17 protein-coding genes and 1 riboswitch are annotated in these 18,647 nt (G+C 40.5%); of the genes, 1 reads left to right on the top strand and 16 read right to left on the bottom strand.

Going from position 1 to position 18,647, the window contains the following annotated elements; genetic code table 11:
- Positions 1–183: 183 nt before the first annotated feature.
- The 15 genes from GJS40_RS05460 to yhfH form a co-directional block, all read right to left on the bottom strand.
- Positions 184–756 carry a YphA family membrane protein gene (locus tag GJS40_RS05460; RefSeq protein WP_270896760.1) on the bottom strand — a complete coding sequence of 191 codons (573 nt, stop codon included), beginning with the start codon at positions 754–756 and terminating at the stop codon, positions 184–186.
- Positions 757–854: 98 nt separating this feature from the next.
- Complete coding sequence (gene rpsA / locus GJS40_RS05455) at positions 855–2,000, bottom strand: 30S ribosomal protein S1 (protein WP_270896758.1); 1,146 nt, start codon at positions 1,998–2,000, stop codon at positions 855–857.
- Between the two features lie 103 nt (positions 2,001–2,103).
- Positions 2,104–2,703, bottom strand: coding sequence for a lysophospholipid acyltransferase family protein (locus GJS40_RS05450; protein WP_333723877.1), 600 nt, complete (start codon positions 2,701–2,703; stop codon positions 2,104–2,106).
- Positions 2,703–3,377, bottom strand: a complete 675-nt coding sequence (cmk, locus tag GJS40_RS05445; RefSeq protein ID WP_270896755.1) for a (d)CMP kinase — start codon at positions 3,375–3,377, stop codon at positions 2,703–2,705. Before cmk ends, GJS40_RS05450 begins: the two co-directional genes overlap by 1 nt.
- A 173-nt stretch (positions 3,378–3,550) precedes the next feature.
- Positions 3,551–4,204, bottom strand: coding sequence for a flagellar brake protein (locus GJS40_RS05440; protein ID WP_270896753.1), 654 nt, complete (start codon positions 4,202–4,204; stop codon positions 3,551–3,553).
- Positions 4,205–4,297: 93 nt separating this feature from the next.
- Positions 4,298–5,647 carry a germination protein YpeB gene (gene ypeB, locus GJS40_RS05435; RefSeq protein WP_270896751.1) on the bottom strand — a complete coding sequence of 450 codons (1,350 nt, stop codon included), beginning with the start codon at positions 5,645–5,647 and terminating at the stop codon, positions 4,298–4,300.
- Between the two features lie 14 nt (positions 5,648–5,661).
- Entirely contained in the window at positions 5,662–6,597 is a 936-nt protein-coding gene (sleB, locus tag GJS40_RS05430; RefSeq protein WP_270896762.1) for a spore cortex-lytic enzyme, read from the bottom strand.
- Between the two features lie 218 nt (positions 6,598–6,815).
- Complete coding sequence (metH, locus tag GJS40_RS05425) at positions 6,816–10,262, bottom strand: methionine synthase (protein WP_270896749.1); 3,447 nt, start codon at positions 10,260–10,262, stop codon at positions 6,816–6,818.
- Positions 10,263–10,282: 20 nt separating this feature from the next.
- Positions 10,283–12,109, bottom strand: coding sequence for a bifunctional homocysteine S-methyltransferase/methylenetetrahydrofolate reductase (locus tag GJS40_RS05420; RefSeq protein ID WP_270896748.1), 1,827 nt, complete (start codon positions 12,107–12,109; stop codon positions 10,283–10,285).
- A 28-nt stretch (positions 12,110–12,137) separates the two neighbouring features.
- Complete coding sequence (locus tag GJS40_RS05415; protein WP_270896747.1) at positions 12,138–13,247, bottom strand: methionine biosynthesis PLP-dependent protein; 1,110 nt, start codon at positions 13,245–13,247, stop codon at positions 12,138–12,140.
- Between the two features lie 104 nt (positions 13,248–13,351).
- Positions 13,352–13,458: riboswitch (SAM riboswitch) on the bottom strand.
- Between the two features lie 65 nt (positions 13,459–13,523).
- A complete protein-coding gene (locus GJS40_RS05410; protein WP_270896746.1) occupies positions 13,524–13,691 on the bottom strand; it encodes a hypothetical protein in 168 nt (55 codons plus the stop codon).
- Positions 13,692–13,708: 17 nt separating this feature from the next.
- Positions 13,709–14,701, bottom strand: a complete 993-nt coding sequence (locus tag GJS40_RS05405; RefSeq protein WP_270896745.1) for a YpdA family putative bacillithiol disulfide reductase — start codon at positions 14,699–14,701, stop codon at positions 13,709–13,711.
- Positions 14,702–14,764: 63 nt separating this feature from the next.
- Complete coding sequence (locus GJS40_RS05400) at positions 14,765–16,009, bottom strand: Glu/Leu/Phe/Val family dehydrogenase (RefSeq protein ID WP_270896744.1); 1,245 nt, start codon at positions 16,007–16,009, stop codon at positions 14,765–14,767.
- Between the two features lie 343 nt (positions 16,010–16,352).
- Positions 16,353–16,910, bottom strand: coding sequence for an adaptor protein MecA (locus GJS40_RS05395; RefSeq protein WP_270896743.1), 558 nt, complete (start codon positions 16,908–16,910; stop codon positions 16,353–16,355).
- 824 nt (positions 16,911–17,734) lie between these two features.
- Entirely contained in the window at positions 17,735–17,866 is a 132-nt protein-coding gene (gene yhfH, locus GJS40_RS05390) for a protein YhfH (RefSeq protein ID WP_270896742.1), read from the bottom strand.
- Positions 17,867–18,155: 289 nt separating this feature from the next.
- Between yhfH and GJS40_RS05385 the strand changes: the two genes are divergently transcribed.
- The gene (locus GJS40_RS05385) at positions 18,156–18,383 is read left to right on the top strand and encodes a hypothetical protein (protein WP_270896741.1); all 228 of its coding nucleotides are present in this window, start codon (positions 18,156–18,158) and stop codon (positions 18,381–18,383) included.
- 22 nt (positions 18,384–18,405) lie between these two features.
- On the opposite strand, the gene GJS40_RS05380 is transcribed toward GJS40_RS05385, so the two are convergent.
- The gene (locus GJS40_RS05380) at positions 18,406–18,645 is read right to left on the bottom strand and encodes a hypothetical protein (RefSeq protein ID WP_270896740.1); all 240 of its coding nucleotides are present in this window, start codon (positions 18,643–18,645) and stop codon (positions 18,406–18,408) included.
- Between the last annotated feature and the right edge of the window lie 2 nt (positions 18,646–18,647).

The raw sequence follows: 18,647 nt of genomic DNA, 5'->3' as shown, positions 1-18,647 counted from the left end.
CGTATAATTCATTTTGAGTCCTCCTTGGTTTTCTAATTTCGGAGTCGATGCATCGACATCCTGTACTATACCAAGGAGGCTCTTTTTTGTTAAACCTCAAATTTCTTCATTACAGGAATGCTTTCTAACTAACTTCTACCATGATTGTAGCTTTTATAGTCTAGCAAACGAATAATATGTGAATCAAGCGCGTTTCATCATTTTAAACCATTTGTGAGACAAAATGAACTCAATATATATCATGAAGAAAAATAAAATGAAAAAGTGAAAGAAAAAAGTTTCTCCAATGATGACCCCTTCCGTCCATGGGTACAAATGGTAATGATACATCATTTCACCAAGACAAAAAGATAACAATGCGCATACGGTTCGATTGATGATTGGACGCATAATCATTAAAAAAAGCAAGTAAAAACAAGCAAGCAATGTCTCCACTTTTCCAAATAAGAAAACAACCGGCTCATACCAAAGTGCCATGCGAAAAGAAGCGTACAAAAACGCCATTCCAATCGTGATGACCACTATTTTCCAACGCGTGGAAAAAGGCATGGAAGTAAGATAATAACAACCAATAAAAAATAGAAAAAGGAAAGCCGGACGTACGTCCCCAAAAGAAAACGACCACTGAAATGGATACAAAATAATGAACGTTAAAATCATCATCACCGAGGTTGTTCGAAATGTATTTTTCTTTGCAAAAAATGTTTGGATACACCACAAATACCAGCAAATGATTAAAAAGAATGTACTGTCCATTTTTTTCCTTTTTGTTATCCAGAGTTGCCACTTTTCTCGCTAATTATTCCCATCGAAAAAAACTGGTTTATCGACGGCAGATAAACCAGTTTCCCTGTTTATTTTTTATATTTTTTCAGCTGGTCTCCTATCATATCTCCTAATGAAAAACCGGAATGATCTTCTTCAGGTTGCGATTCTTTCTCCACTTTTTCATCGGTTGTTTTCGTTTCTTCAAGGGCACGTATGCTGAGTGAAATACGTTCTTGAGATGGATGTATGTCGAGTACTTTCGCTTGGACAGTTTGACCTTCTTCAAGCACTTCATTTGGCGTACCGATATGACGGTTGGCAATTTGAGAAATATGAACGAGTCCTTCCACCCCCGGGGCTACTTCCACGAAGGCACCAAAAGAAACGAGTCGTTTTACTTCTCCTTCAATTACGTCCCCTGGCTTAATTTTTCCTTCAATGGTTGTCCAAGGATCCGGGAGTGTTTCTTTAATGGAAAGGGAAACTCTTTCACTTTCTTGATCCACAGCTAAAATTTTTACTTCGATTTCGTCGCCTTCCTTCACTACATCCGCAGGCGTTTCAACCCGGTGATGGGCCATTTGGGAGATATGCACCAATCCGTCTACCCCACCAATATCCACAAACGCCCCAAAGTCAGTGAGTCGTTGCACCGTTCCAGTGACGATTTCACCCACTTGTAAACTTTCCAGTAATTCTTTCTTTTTCGCTTCTACTTCTTCATCCAATACAGCCCGTTGAGAAAGAATTAATTTGTTTTCTTCCGGATCCATTTCAATGATTTTCATCCGGAGCGTGCGACCTTTATAATCACTAAAATCTTCTACGTAATGGCGCTCGACAAGGGAAGCTGGTATGAAACCCCGGACACCGACGTCCACGACAAGTCCACCTTTGACTACTTCTTTCACTTCCGCTTCTATGATCTCATCGTTCTCATATTTCTGTTTTAATTCTTCCCATGCTTTATCAGCAATGGCGGCACGTAAGGAGAGAACGAGTTCGTCATCGCCAACTTTGATAACTTTGAATTCTCTTTCTTCTCCTTCCGTTAATACATCACTTACTTTTTCAACATGAAGACTTGACAATTCACTAATCGGGATGACAGCATCTACTTTATATCCCGCGTTTGCAAACGCTTCTTTCTCCTTCACTTCAGTGACCGTCGCTGTAACGACGTCACCTACATGAAATTCCTTCATCTCTGCATGATTCATTTCATCCACCATTGACAAATGCCTCCTTCACTTTCCTCTAGGAACAAAGCCTAAATAAAATAATAATATGATAAATTCTTTATCAAAAGAATTTATTACTCAGTGATTGATGGATTTATATCAGTTCGTCTTTTTCTTCTTGATGTCGCTCTAATAAAGATTGAATATTTGTCATAATGATGTCCGTTGCTTCTTTTGTACTCACTCGCTCTTTTCGGTATTTTTCAAAATGAATCGGTTTCCCATAAATGATCGTCACTTTTCTAAACAGCTTATATGGTCCAATGATCACCACCGGAACAATGACTGCTTCGGAGCGAAGGGCAAAAAATCCAGAACCGGAAAGTGGTTTGCCTAATTTCCCTGTCTTACTTCTTGTCCCTTCCGGAAACAAACATAACATTTCGCCTTTTTTTAAGACGTCTAACCCTTTTCGTATAGCTTGACGATCTCCCGCTCCACGTTTCACCGGAAAAGCACCTAAAGAGGATAGCAAAAAGCCTAGCAATTTGTTATGGAATAGCTCCTCTTTGGCCATGAAACGAATCTTTCGTTTCAGAAACGTACCAATGAGCGGAGGGTCAAAATTACTAATGTGGTTTGAACAAAGAAGTACAGGGCCTTCCTCCGGTATATTCTCTTTTCCCTTCACTTCGACCCGAATAAACATTGTAAAAAACAATTGACATACCCATTGTCCAATTGTGTAAATCATCATGAACGGATCCTTTCCATCGCCAATTCATACATCCGTTCCACGACTTCTGCAATGGACATATTCGTCGTATCCATTTCAATGGCATCCTTTGCTTTCACAAGCGGAGAAAAGGTTCTTGTTGTATCTAACTCGTCTCTTTGTTTAATATCTTCTAGTATAGAGGCATAATCGGAGGGGATTCCTTTTTGACAGTTTTCTTCGTGCCGTCTCTTCGCTCTCTCTTCCACTGTTGCCAATAAAAAAATTTTCAATTCTGCTTCGGGTAAAACGGCAGTACCGATATCCCGGCCATCTAAGACGGTACCTTTATGCCTTGCTAATTGTTGTTGTCTTTCCACCATCGAAGTGCGCACTTCTTGATGTTGGGAAATCTTGGAGACAATCGCCGTTACCTCATTGCTCCGAATGTCTGTCGTGACGTCTGTATCGTTTACAAATACTTGATTTCCTCTTTCTGTCGGCAACAATCGTATCTCTATTTCTTTTAGCAATGAAAGGAGAGCGGGACCATTTTTCGGATCCACTTTCCGTTGTAACGCCTTCCACGCGAGCGCACGGTACATCGCTCCTGTATCGATATAGACATACCCTAACCGGGAAGCTAGAAGTCTTGCAACAGTGCTTTTTCCCGCTCCTGCAGGGCCGTCAATTGCTATGTTAATTTTTTTCATAGTGCACCTCATCGTGAATATGTAGCTTGTTTCGTTTTGTTCATTCCTGATTGTTATACACAGTTTATCATACCTTGAAAGCACACAATTTAGCAAGCATCACATCCGATTTTTGGCAATGTCGTCCTTTTCATTTGATGAGTAAAAACAATCTCCATGCTTATTATTCAAAGCTAGCGACGAAGAATTTGTTGTTGAAAACAATAAGAAATAATTTTCTGTCGGTCATTTTCATCAATATGTATAAATTGCATGGAACAACGATTAGGAAATCCTTTTTCTTTATTTTCAACTCTTACTACTTTTGAACGAGTTTTTACATAATGAATTACTCCGTCTTGAAGATGCAACACAAGCCATACATCGACCATCTCTTCTTTTTTTAACTCAATCTGTTCAGGTAAAACAATGTAAATCCCCCCTCCGCCAATATCAATGGTCGTTGTGACAAATGGATCAAAAGATTCGGTCTTGGAATGCACCGCCACATCTACTGCAGCATCGATCCGCAAATAATTACGTCGCTGAATTCGTGTGTAATGGTCTTTTCCCGGATTTTTTAAGTAGAAGCGATTGATTTTTCCTCTTTGTCTATGCGTGATTTCAGAGGAGAAAGAATAGACAGCGTCATCTGCTCCGACAAACCAAACGTCCACTTCTGTTCCTAACATAAATATCCCACTTTTTCCCGTTTCTTTATGAACCGGGGTATCCACGACAAAATACCCGTCGATGGAATCAATTAATTTAGAGCGGTACGTCGTTTTTTCATTGATAGAAGGATCATTCGAAACTTCAATATAGACCGTATTGCCTATTTTTATCATGGTGCATCTTCCTTCCTGACATTCTCTTTATGTATATTTTGTCACATATATACAAAAAGAAGAAGCAAAAATGCTTCTTCTTATAAAATATCTTTACATTGTATCATAAACTGGCTCTGCTGATTCCATTTTCTTTACCATTTCTTCATCCCCATTCGTTGCATTGATGAAAATTTGGAACGTATCATTCTCAATCGTTCCGAGAAATTCATAACAAAGCACTTCTTTTTCATCTTCATTTAAAATGAGCGCAAGATGTTCTTCTCGGATTTCGACATGAGGATTTACTTTTTCTTTTGCTTCTTCCAATGTTATTTCAGGTTTTAAATCTTCTCTCTTTTTATGATGAACGATATAATCGGCTCCTTTATATCCAATGATTTCGCCATCATCTAACGCCACATGAACATAGACGGCATCTGGGTATATACGGACATCATTTTCCACCGGGACAAAATGAAAAGCTCCTACGGTATCATACTGTTTGGCATCGATTAATTCCATATGTTCGAACTGATTTTTCTCTAAAAATCTTTTCGCAATATAACTTGCTTCATTTAAACTAATTTCCACGTTTTCAATAGGACGAGATTGCAGCAGCCATAGCGGATGTCCACCATTTTTTGTCATATCCATATAAATGTTTGCTTCGCCTTCCGGTTCTTCAATTGCTAATGAATATCCGTCATAACTCACTCCTTTATCCAATTCCTCTACTTGCACTTTCATCGAGTCCGGTAAATCGAGAAATTTCTTCGCTATTTTTGCAGCTTCTTCTTTCGACACAGGTTTTCCTTTAACTTGTTTTGCAATTTTTTCATCTACATCCAACGAAAAAGTATCATCTACAGTAAAGTCCGTTTCTGTATAACCTTTTACTTTATCATTCATGATGGAAAAACCATTTACAATCGAATTGTCCATCGGTTCCTCTCCGGAAAGCATTGCAGCTTCCGCATCCGTCCATTTCAGTTGATTTTTTAGCGCGTTTGCTTGTAACTTTCTCAGCTCTTGTTTAACATCCCCTGACTCTTTGTAAAACTTACGTAGTTGTTCATATTCTTCATTCGTTAGTGGATGTTTATTTTCTCCACGAATAGAATGTTTGTAACTGAAATTACCGATATGATGTAAAAATTGTTCTGTCTCATTCAAAGCCATTAATCCAAGCGGGAGTTGCCCCAATTCATTTTGTGCCATCGAAGTTAAGCGCCAAACATTCGCAAGACCACTGGATAATTGCTCACGGGAGTTCATCGCAAGTGTTGTCCCAATTTCATCTTCTAATTGGTCAAGATGATACGTTAGATCATGAAACGCTCGTTGAAAATCATTTTCATGGGCAACTAATAACGCTTCTTTTTCCCGCTTTTCATTCATTCCCCACCAACCGGTGCCAATCAATGCTGCAGCGAGGATACCGATAAATATTGTGCGTATCATCACATCACCTCCATCTATTTCGCAAAGATATGTTTACCAATTCGTTTAATGGTTGGACGGTTAAAAACCCATCCCGACGTTGCTGTCGCTGGATTATAATAATAAAGTGCTCCTCCCGTAGGATCTTGACCATTGATTGCATCTAGCACAGCTTTTCTCGCTTGCTCGTTCGGTGGCAAATAAATTTGTCCATCCGCCACCGCTGTAAATGCGCGTGGCTCAAAAACAACACCACTCACGGTATTTGGGAAAATCGGGCTATTCATGCGATTAATAATGACCGCAGCTACTGCTACTTGTCCAATATACGGTTCTCCCCTTGCTTCGCCGTATACGGCATTCGCCATAATTTGAATGTCATTTTCGGAAAAGCCGGCGGGCACATTCATCGCCTTTTGAATGTTTGCTTGATTTGATTGTGTTTCATCCGGACTTGCTTCTTTTTCTTGTGGACGAGACGGTTCTGTTTGATTCTTTCCTCCCCCTTGGTCTGGAGCACGTTTTTGTTTAGGGGTTCCACCTTCTTGGTTCGTTCCTCTTTGGGATGGTTGTCTCTTTCTATCGGTCGTTTTTTGCTTATCAGCACTCCCTTTCGGACCTTTTTGAATATCTTTCGGGGTACCGCCATAATGAGTAAATTCTTTTGCATTCTCAAGAGCATCTTTTACAAATTGCTCATCATATTCCGTAGATTTTTCAAGCATTTCTTTCATTTCTGCACCGACAAGTCCATCCGGTTCTAATCCAAATTGTTCTTGAAAGTTTTTTACAGACCAAAACGTCTCCCATCCAAAGACGCCGTCTATAGTTCCATTATAAAAACCGTTATATTGAAGCCGTGCTTGCAACTCTACCACATCATCTCCTGTTGCTCCTTTTTGAATCACTTGATCTGAAAAAGCTTCGGTTGTATGAGCCGGTAAACATAGACCGAAAACTAACACACACATACACCCGACAATCAGTTTATAACGAAAGAACGAAAGACCGTTCATCCCCTTGTCCCTCCTTATTTCCAAACACTTTATTTGGGAATATGTACGTTTATTTTCTTCTCGTTCAATGAATTTATACATTTTCCTAAACAAAAAACCTCCTTCTTACTTGTTTTGATCACAAGCAAAAAAGGAGGTTTAAATAAGCAAAATGTTCTTCCTGTCAACATTTATTATAGTACGCTAAAGTATCTTCCTTCCGGATGAGCAAATACCATGGCGGTGACAGACGCCTCAGGCTCCATCATGTACTCATCCGTTAGCTGGATACCAATTTTTTCTGGTTGTAATAAACGAAATAGCTTTTCTTGATCATTTAAGTTCGGACATGCCGGATAACCAAATGATACCCGAACACCTTGATATTTTGCTGAAAAGCGCTCTTGCATCGTAAAGTCCGGGGAATCGGGGAATCCCCATGAATCTCTCATCATTTGATGCACTCGTTCTGCAAATCCTTCCGCAAGTTCTAGTGCCGTTGCCTGGATTAAATGACTAAATAAATAGTCTCCCTTTTCTTTTGCTTCCTCCGCAATCTCTCTAACCCCTTCTCCGGCGGTAACGGCGAGAAAACCGACATAATCCATTTCGCCACTTTCTACCGGTCGCAAATAATCGGCAAGACATAAGAAAGGCGGACGACTTTGACGTGGGAACGTAAAGCGAGTAAGTTCTTTCTTTCCATCCGGTGCATCATAAATAATCACGTCATTCCCTTCTGATTGCGCTGGAAAAAATTTATACATCCCGTGTGCTTTCAGCAGTGCTTCTTCTTTTGCACGTCGAAACACTTCATCAATTTTTTCTTTGAGCGCTAATGCTTTTTCATCTTTTTCCTCCAGTAAACGGCTCACTTTTCCTTTTAGTCCTAAATGTCGTCCCATGAGCATTTGCATATTCACATACGGTTCTAAATGTTTAATACTGTAATTTCTTAAAATGTGCGTGTTAAAATCCGGTGGCGTATGAACCGGTACAGTTGTTGACACATTCGATCGAGCTGGTACTTCGATTTCTTCCGGTCCACGACTTGTTGTTTCGTCTCTCTTTTCAGCAAGCTGTTGTTTTTCTTTTAATTCCTGCTCTAATTTTTCTTTTTCAGCGGGATTAGCTAGTCTATTCGCAATTTCCAAGCCATTCATCGCATCTTTAGCATAGAGAACCATGCCGTCATATTCTGTGCTAATTTTTTCATCGGTAAACTTTCTTGTAAGCGCCGCACCACCAACGAGAATAGGAATGGAAATTTTCTTGTTTTTTAAATCTTGCGCAGTTAGTACCATTTGTTGAGCCGACTTCACAAGCAGTCCACTGAGCCCTATTGCATCCGGTTTTTCTTTTTCCACTGCCTCAATCAATTCATTCGATGTCACTTTAATTCCTAAATTGACAATTTTAAACCCGTTGTTCGATAAAATGATATCGACCAAGTTCTTTCCGATATCGTGGACGTCCCCTTTTACGGTAGCTAAAATAATTTTTCCTTTTCCGCTGTCATCTTCTTTCTTTTCCATGTGGGGTTCTAAGTGGGCCACTGCTGCTTTCATCACTTCCGCACTTTGAAGCACTTCCGCCACAATAAGTTCATTATCATTAAATAATTTTCCTACCGTATCCATTCCATTCATTAATGGACCGTTAATAATATCAAGAGGATCGTCATATTTTGCTAATGCTTCATCCAAATCTTTCACAAGCCCGTCTTTGGAACCTTCCACGACATATTGGGATAGCCGTTCCTCCAAAGATAATGTTTGTTTTACTTGTTTCTTTTCCACTTTCTTTCCGCGATAATGGGCGGTGAAAGCTGCGAGAGTTTCATCGGACGTTTCAAATAAAAGCTTTCGGGCGAGATCTTTTTCTTCTTCTGGGATACTTGCAAACCGCTCGAGCTTTTCTGTGTTCACAATGGCATAGTCTAGTCCTGCATTCGTACAATAATAGGTGAATACTGCGTTTAATACTTCTCTTCCTACCGGAGGCAATCCGAAAGAGACGTTACTTACACCGAGAATCGTTAAACATTCTGGCATTTCTTTTTTGATTTGCCGGATCGCTTCCACGGTTGCTTCCGCGCTTCCAATATATTGTTCGTCGCCGGTTCCTACGGGAAAGACAAGAGGGTCAAAAATAATATCTTGTGGCTTTAATCCGTATTTATTGACGAGTAAATCATAAGAGCGCCTTGCGATTTCTAACTTCCGTTCCACCGTCACTCCCATTCCCTTTTCATCAATTGTTCCGACAACGACGGCGGCGCCAAATTTTTTGATAATCGGAACGATTTGTTCAAAACGTTCTTCCCCGTCTTCTAAGTTAATGGAATTGATGATGGACTTCCCTTGCGTGTATGTCAACGCTTTTTCAATGACATCTTTATCGGTAGAGTCAATCATCAGTGGAACTTTCACTTTATTAATCACTTCTGCTAAAAACTTTTCCATATCTTCCAGTTCGTTTCGGTCCGGGTTAGCAAGGCAGACGTCAATGACGTGGGCTCCTTTTTTCACTTGTGCCCTTGCAATTTCTGACGCTTCTTCGTATTTTTCTTCTTCGATGAGCCGTTTAAATTTCCGGGAACCGATCACATTCGTTCTTTCTCCTACGAAAAGCGGGCGCATCGTTTCATCATAAATAAGCGGATCAATTCCGGAAACACGGTGGGCCGTCGACGGTTTTGGAACGCGTGGTGAATAATCTTTTAACGTTTCTCGCATGACACGGATATGCTCCGGTGTCGTTCCGCAACATCCACCTACAATATTTAACCATCCGTTTTCGGCAAATGTTTGTAACTTCTTTGTTAAAGATTCCGGTGACTCATGATAGTGGCCTTCTTCATCTGGAAGTCCAGCATTCGGATAACAGTGGACGTACGTTTCCGCCAGTTCCGATAACGACCGGAGATGGTCTCTCATAAATTCGGGACCAGTTGCACAGTTTAAACCAACGACCGTCGGGTTCATATGTTCTAAGGAAATGTAAAACGATTCAATTGTCTGTCCTGCCAAAGTGGTTCCCATCGGCTCAATCGTACCTGAAACGATGAGGGGTAGTTTTTTGCCTAACTTTTCTTCTGCCCGTTCCATCCCGATATAAGCGGCTTTCACGTTTCTCATATCTTGACTCGTCTCTAATAATAAAATATCAACGCCACCTTTTATAAGACCAATGGCTTGTTCTTCATAAGCATCGACAAGTTCTTCAAAAGTTGTTCCGCCTGTGACAGAAAGTGCTTTTGTCGTCGGGCCCATGGCGCCAGCAACGTAACGAGGATGCGTTTCGGTAGAATAATCATCCGCTGCCTTTCTAGCAAGTTGCGCTGCCGCTATGTTTAATTCTTCCGCTCGGTCTTCCAAATCATAATCTTTTAGTACAATACTTGTTGCGCCAAACGTATTGGTTTCAATAATGTCCGCTCCTGCTTCTAAATAATCCCGATGGATTTTATCGACCACATGAGGAGCGGTGACATTTAAATATTCATTACAACCGTCATATTGTTCCCCACCGAAGTCTTCCGGGGTTAAATCAGCATTTTGTAACATCGTCCCCATTGCGCCATCTAAAAATAAAATTGCTTCTTTTAATCTTTCTGTAAAAGGAATTGTTGGTTTCATCGTACCACTCCTTGTTTTCTCTATCGTTGTTTCGATTGAACAGTCTGGCGAATATATTTCGTTAACGTAGCAGTCATTTCATAGCGCAAAAATGGAGTGATGAGATAAATGCCGTGAAAATATTTTAACGCTTCATCGATTAACGATTTGGCAATTTCCAGACCTTCTTTTTCTGCTAATTGACGATCTTCACCTGCCATTGCCATTCGCTTTCTCACTTCATCCGTCAATGTAATGCCTGGCACTTCATTATGCAAAAACTCCGCATTACGACTGCTCACAAGAGGCATAATTCCAATATAAATCGGTGTTTTCAAATGTTTTGTCGCCTCATACACGACTTGAAAATGATTGAGATCATACACCGGTTGACTCATAAAATAATCGGCGCCGGCATCAATCTTTTTCTCCATTCGTTTTACTGCCAGGTTTAAATTTCGAACGTTCGGGTTAAAAGCCGCCGCCACAGTGAAGGATGTTTTTTCTCCTAACGATTTACCAGTATAAGATCTGCCTTCATTCATTTCTTTTAATAAAGAAATAAGACGGAATGAATTTAAATCATACACGGAAGCAGCGCCTGGAAAGTCCCCTACCTTGGTAGGGTCTCCCGTCACGGCAAGGACATCGTGAATTCCAAGGGCGTGAATCCCTAACAAATGAGATTGCAACCCGATAAGATTTCGATCACGACAAGTGACGTGAAGAAGTGGTCTCGCATTTGTCTGTTGTTTCACCAGTGCTCCCATGGCTAAGTTATCAATTCGCGGGGAAGCAAGGGAATTGTCTGCCATTGTCACCGCATCTGCACCTGCTTCTTTCAACGCTGTGACACCTTTCATAAATCTCGTCACATCAAGCTTTTTCGGAGGGTCTAATTCAACGATAATTTTTGTTTTTGGCGATGTATCGTTCAAAGGAAGGGCCGGTTCTTTTTCTTTCCATTCCATCGGTTCTTCCATAGAGACGACAAAAGTTTTCTCTTTTATCGGAGTCGTCCCTTTCAATGCACGGGCAATTTCACGAATGTGAGCCGGCGTTGTTCCGCAACACCCGCCGATCAATCGTACTCCTTGTTTTTTTAAATCTCCTGCTTTTTCATAGAAGTAGTCCGGATTTGACTGATACACGAAACGACCTTCTTCCAGCTCAGGAAGACTAGCATTTGGATAAGCGGAAAAATATACCTCTTCCATCAGTGGCACCGATTCAAATGAACGATGAATATGGTAAGGCCCCATTCCGCAATTAAGACCAACGACATCCGCTCCTGCTTCTTTCAACTGTTCAAACACGTCTTGAACGGTAAGCCCTCCTTTCATCACTCCTACTTCTTCTAAAGCGACTTGCGCGATGATGACAGTGTCGGAAAATTGACGCACGTTTCTTATCGCTGCCGTTAATTCTTCGATATCGTAAAAGGTTTCAAATAACAATCCATCCGGATGTTCACTTAATAATGCCTTTGCTTGCTCTACTAACGCTTTTTCGATTTCCGTATCGCTTACATCGATCGGTTGTACCCCTTTTATCCCACCGATTGTTCCAACAACGTAAGCGTCCCTTCCAACGGCTTCTTTCGCAATGCGCACGGCCGCCTGATTGATGGCCTCTACTTTCTCTTCTATTTCATATTTTTGAAGCATGACTCTATTGGCACGATATGTATTCGTTTGAATGACATCCGCTCCGCTTTCCACATATTCTCGATGTACTTTTTTGATAACAGCTGGCTCCGTGAGATTTAATGCTTCAAAGGAACCTGTATAACCTGCTTCATATAAATACGTCCCCATCGCGCCATCGCCGACGAGCATGTTCGTTTGCAGTGCTTCTTTGAAGTTCATGTCAACCGTCCTCTCCTCTTCACTCATTTCAAACATCCGCACTTCTTAATGCTTGTTCTAAATCATCAATAATATCATGGACATCTTCAATTCCGACAGACATACGGAGGAGACGCTTGCACACTCCATTTTCTTGAAGTACTTCTTCCGGCATATCTGCGTGCGTTTGCGTGATCGGATACGTCATAAAACTCTCCACTCCCCCTAAACTTTCCGCAAAAGAAATCAGCTGTAAGTTTTTTAAAATGGAGTGAACCCACGCTGGATTTTCAATGCGAAAAGAAAGCATACCGCCTTTTCCAGGATACAACACTTCTCTTACTTTCTCATGAGAACGCAAATATTCTGCAACACGTCGTGCATTTTCTGTATGTTTTTCCATACGAACCGCCAACGTTTTCATCCCCCGCATTATCAACCATGCATCCATTGGTGCAAGAATGGTCCCCATACTATTTTGAAAACGACCGATTTTTTCGCAAAGGGATTTCTCTTTCGCAACGACCAACCCAGCGACAACATCGTTATGGCCACCTAAATATTTCGTTGCGCTATGGACCACAATATCTGCCCCTTCTTTTAGCGGTTGTTGTAACACCGGGGTGTAAAAAGTGTTATCAACAATTAAATAGGCATTGTATTTTTTGGCAACCGTTGCTAGCTCCGCAATATTCGCTTCTTGCATCAACGGGTTGGTCGGTGTTTCAATGAACAATGCCTTCGTGTTTTTATTCATCGCCTGTTCGACTTGTTCGATATTCCGAGGGTCTAAGTAATGAATGTGGATTCCCCATTCCCGCCACGCTTCTTCAAAGAGGCGATACGTTCCACCGTAAATATCTTTCGATGCGATAATTTCATCCCCTGTTTGAAACAATGAAAAAAGCGTTGTAATAGCAGCCATACCGGAACTAAAGGCAAATCCAGCTGTTCCTCCTTCTAATCGGGCGATCGCATCTTCTAATATATCTCTCGTCGGATTTTTCGTGCGAGAATAATCATACCCGGTAGACTCACCCACACCTTCATGACGATAAGCCGTGGAAAAATGAACTGGGGCGCTCACTGCTCCCGTCTTTTCATCAATTCGGTTCCCAATTTGAACCAATTCCGTTTCTAGTTGAAATTTTTTCGTCATATCGAATCTCCTCTTTGTTTATAAAAAAATAAAAACAGATCTTCCTCCAGATAAGAAGAAGACCTGTCTCTATTCCCATAGAAACCTTGTGTAACCCACGCTTCTTCTTATCTTTCAGACATCTTTGCCTGAAGGAATTAGCACCTGACCAATCACTTGGCTGGTTGCTGAGATTTCATCGGGCCAGTCCCTCCACCTCTCTAGATAAGAATGCTGATAGATTTAGTTGTATATAGACACCATACACGATAGAAGATGAAATTGCAAATGCAACTTTCATTCTTCGGTATAATCGATATGAAGTTGTTTGTCATTTCCGCAAATGCACCGTTTAAATCCGGTGGTAAGGTTACCATCTTCGTCCTTTCTTCCACGTAATAAAAACCGTTCGCCGCAAGAAAGACATCGAATCGTGACACGATAGCGCCGTTCTTTCTTTGCCATTACCCACATCCTTCCCTTTATGCGTCTCTGTTTCTTTCTTTCTTTATGATAGCTTGTACAATTTTATCTCCGTGAAATCGTCCATTTTCAATAAAAATTTCATTGGCATCATTTCCAGCAGCGATGACACCGGCGATAAACAAGCCATCGACGTTCGATTCCATCGTTTCTTCGTCATATGTTGGACGACCGGTTTCTTCATCCATGTCTACCCCAATTTTTTGCAAAAAACTGTGGTCAGGGTGATAACCAGTCATTGCAAAAACGAAATCAGCAGGAATGTGATAAGACGTACCTTCTTTTTCAAAGTATACGTGAGTCTTTGTAATTTTTGTGACATTTGCGTTGAAATGCATTGTTATTTTATCACGACGAACAAGGGAATGAAAATCGGGCAAAATCCACGGTTTGACGGCCTCGGAAAAACGATCTCCGCGATAAATAACCGTCACATGCGCTCCAGCTTGTTCCAATGCAAGCGCCGCATCCACTGCGGAGTTTTTTCCGCCAATGACTGTCACATTTTGATTGTAGTAAGGATGCGCTTCTTTAAAATAATGAAAAACGTGCGGCAATTCTTCTCCTTCAATTCCCATCATATTCGGATGGTCGTAATAACCTGTAGCAACAATGACATATTTTGCGCGATATTGCTTCCGTTCTTGCGTTTTTGTCACTGTTTCCAATAAAAAAGTTTGTTCTTCTGGTGACACTTTTACTACTTTCTCATAAGAGTGAATGCGTAATTCACTTCTATCCGCAACTGTCCGGTAATAAACGAGGGCTTCATGTCGTTTCGGCTTTCTTTCAATCGAAGGGAAAGGGTATCCCCCAATCTCCAATTTATCACTTGAACTGAAAAACGTTTGGTGTGCTGGATAACGATAAATAGAATGAGCGACGTTTTCTTTTTCTATCACTAATGGATCAAAACCCTTTTCTTTTAACGCCAAACCTGCGGATAAGCCACACGGTCCGGCTCCGATAATAATGATTTGTTCTTTTTTCATACTATTACCCCTTTGAATTCTTGATGTCAGAAAAGTAACACTCGCCAAAAAGGCGAGCGTATGTTATACCCAGCCACGAAAGCGGGTTGCTTCCGCCATTTTGCGGACACCGATCATGTAAGAGGCAAGGCGCATATTAATTTTTCTACCTGCTGAGAGTTGATACACTTTGTCAAAAGCACGGCCTATCACTGTTTCTATTTCTTCTTTCACTTTTTCTTCCGACCAATAATAACCTTGATTATTTTGGACCCATTCAAAATAAGATACGACAAGATCACCAATGCTTGCTAGTATATCAGGGATGAGCAAAATTCCCCGTTGATGAAGAATATCCGTCGCTTCATCGGTTGCAGAGCGTTTTCCCGTTTCCACAACGATTGCCGCTTGAAGAGACGATGCAATATGATTCGTAATTTGCGACTCAATTGCTGCCGGAATCAGGATATCACATTCTTTTCGTAACAATTGTTCATGGGAAAGTGGATGATTGAATAAATTTGTTACCATTCCAAATGAATCTTTCCGATCAATTAAATAGTCAATATCCAGTCCTTTTTCATCATACAAAGCTCCGTTGGCATCAGCAATTCCAACAATCGTCGCTCCGTTTTTTTGTAATTGTTTTGCAAGTAAACTACCAGCATTTCCAAAACCTTGGATAATCACTTTTGCTTCAGCTAATTCGATTTCTTTTTGTTTTGCAGCTCTTTTTAAACAAATCATTATTCCATTTACAATCGCTTCTTCTTTCCCTAACGTCCCGCCGAGCACCATCGGCTTTCCGGTAATATAATTAGAAGCGTCTAACGCGTGTATTTGCTCGTATTCGTCTAACATCCAAGCCATCATTTGTGAATTAGTAAACATATCCGAGGAAAGGATGTCTTTGCCCGAACCAATTACTGAACGAATCGCACGAATATATCCTCGACTTAACCGTTCCAGTTCTTGAAAGGACATTTTGCGTGGATCGCAAATGACCCCACCTTTGCCGCCACCAAATGGTAAATCGGCAATCCCAGATTGAAGAGACACGTTCATCGCTCGTGCCTTTACTTCTCTTTCTGTCACTTTCGGATGAAAGCGAATGCCGCCTTTTGTCGGTCCCACTACATCATTGTGTTGGGCGCGATATCCAGTGAATACTTTCGTTTGTCCGTCATCCATCTTTACCGGGATTCGTACGGTTAAAAGCCGCATCGGTTCTTTTAATACGTCGTATATTTCTTTCGGATAACCTAATTGCTCTAACGCAGTTTTCACCACCTGTTGCATCGAGTCCAACACATCGACCTGTTCCTCCATCTTTTTCACCTCTAAAGCACCACTTAATAACACCCCTCTTATGTCTACTATATAAAATTGCCATTTCTTTTTCCACTAGGAGCTACTGAGTCAACCATTTGTGGGCAACTTTTTGTGAACCCCAATAATTGTAAGCGGATTCTCTCTTGCTGGGTACTCCTTTGAAGTGCTATTAATCTCTTTTTAAAAGCCTCTCAATCCTTTGAGCGCTTGATATACAGGAATATTCGCTTTCCCTTTTAGATACGTCGGTACTCTCGAAACAGAGGAGCAAGAAGAACGATTCATTGACCCTTTCCAAAATGAGGGGGATATTTTTTGCCCACAATAATTTTACTCTTACCTATATTTCTTGTTGTAATATTTTTAGTAAAGCTTGTTGGGGAACGATCGTCTCTCCTTGTGCCCGAACGATATCGATATCCACATGAGCCCGCTCCCCATATTCCTCTAATAAAGCAAGCCATTTCTCTTGATAAAAAGGATATCCTTCCACATATAAATAATAAAATGGTTTCCAGTGATAAATGGTTCCTCCAGTAACCCCATAGGGCGCCGTGCGTTTTGCAAAAGCAAACAAGTCTTCTTTTAATGAAAATCGAAACAATTGTTCGTTATGATGTTGTTTTACCCGTGGCAATGTAGAACGACTACCATCTTCTTCTAAAAAATGCACAATCATCGATATCGTATCGACTGTCCTTTGAAAGATTTCCACATCCAATTGCGTCGTTGGGTCTAACGAAAAGTGACGGGCAATCATCCAAAAAAGGGAAGTAAAAAACGCTTCTGCTTTGCCAGTTGTTAATATCTCTTCGGTGAAATCAATCCCATGATTATTTAGCTCTTGGTTTGTCAAGATCACTTTAATGCTATCTTCTGACCATGTATACATTTCCATATGCAGGTCCTCCTGGGTGTGTACGTTCGCTATTGACCTGGATTCTGTAGTGTCACTATATTCACTCTAACGATAAGAAGTGAGCATTTTAAAAGAAATAAAAAAAGAGGCTGGACATCACTAGCCAAAAAAGAACAGTTCCAAGCACTAAAATTTGCTTGGAGTAATTTTTGTAAGGTTTTTTTCTTCTTCTATATTGGATTATTGTTTCTAGCGGTATATTTCCTTAAGTTTACCGCCAGAAGCGCATTTCTCTGTGTATCTAACACAAGAAGTATAAATGAGCCTCCAATGATTCTAGATGTACGCGGATAGTAAGCAGGACGGCCGAATGCAACGCAAGCACCCAATCGAAGCTTCCCTGGAACGTGATTCCCCATTTGTACCACATCATGAGACCATTCGGTAGGAATTTTGTGTGATATTTCGTCGTATGAATCGTGTTGCGACCTATTTTTGTCCTAATTTCTTCCAATTTTAACTTTCATGCGACCATTTGACCGGTGTTTGACAAAGTGAAGTGTGTCGCATGAAACGTTTATGGAACGATTTATCTCATTTTTTTAAGCGTCATTCGTCGCATGAAACATAAAAACGCTCCGAATTACCTAATTATTTCCACAATTCTAACCCTCTTACGACCACTCCTGTTCGGATTGTACGAAAAAAGTGTCGCATGACCAGTTCACACGACACTTTTTTCATCATTTTCATTTTTAAATGTTCTTTGTACACAAAAAGAGAGACTCACCAAATTTTTGGCGATGACTGAAGTTTTGTCCCATCCTCCCCACTGTTTATTTCCTATTCACTTACGTCAATGATTACAGATCTCCGTTCCGCAAGCATTTGTCACATTGGTTCAAATAAGATTCGTGTTGTTCCTCAATGATTTCTCCACAGTCCGTGCATTGTTTTGGCGGCAAATTTTTGAAAAAATCTGTAATTTTTTTCATCGTTATATCCCCTTCCATTCGGTTCGTTGTTTTGTTATTCATATTGTATTATAACAGTATTGTTTTTGTCAACTTGTTTTAGTACATTTTCTTAAAAAAATTCATTTTTAGTACTTTATGAGGAGATGATTGCCAAATAGGTTCGATAGTTTGTCATTCTGTACTATAACATAATAAAGAAGGATTGTTGACATTTTCCTGAAAGAATTAACTTCTCTTACAGCGTCGCTTATAATATAGAAAGAGGTAAACACGTGGAGTTTGGGGACTTAAGGGGGGTAGAATAAGAATGGACTTAACCGTATTTTTAATTGGAACAGCGTTTTTCGCAGGGGGATTTTTCTTTCTGTTATTTTCTTTAGTAAGGAAAAGAAAACTCACCATTCCTTTTACCTTAATGGGAATTGGGGTTGTGATTTGTTTTATCGGCTTAATTCTTGCTTCTCCGCTTCAAGAAGATGAACCATCCACGTTCAATCAAAGTCATCTTCCTCCAGCCATACATAAAAACAGCTAGGAAAAGTCTAGCTGTTTTTTTATTAGGAAGACCAATACATCCATATTCCAATTCCAATCGCCATGCCAACGAGCAAAATAAATAAATAAAACAGTAGATGAACGACTAATGAAGGGCGTCGCTTATATTTTTTCGGTTTTTTATGTACTTCTTTTCTCGGAGGTAACGATAAAGGATCCACTTCGCTTCTTTGTGGTTCTACCTTTTCTTTGCGTGCTCGTTTTCTTAATACTTCTGCTTGATCTTTCTCCCATTCATTCATCT

Origin of the sequence: Aliibacillus thermotolerans (assembly GCF_027853235.1) — a bacterium.
Classification (GTDB): Bacteria; Bacillota; Bacilli; order Bacillales; family Marinococcaceae; genus Aliibacillus; species Aliibacillus thermotolerans.
This window is presented reverse-complemented; position numbering and strand designations above follow the sequence as displayed.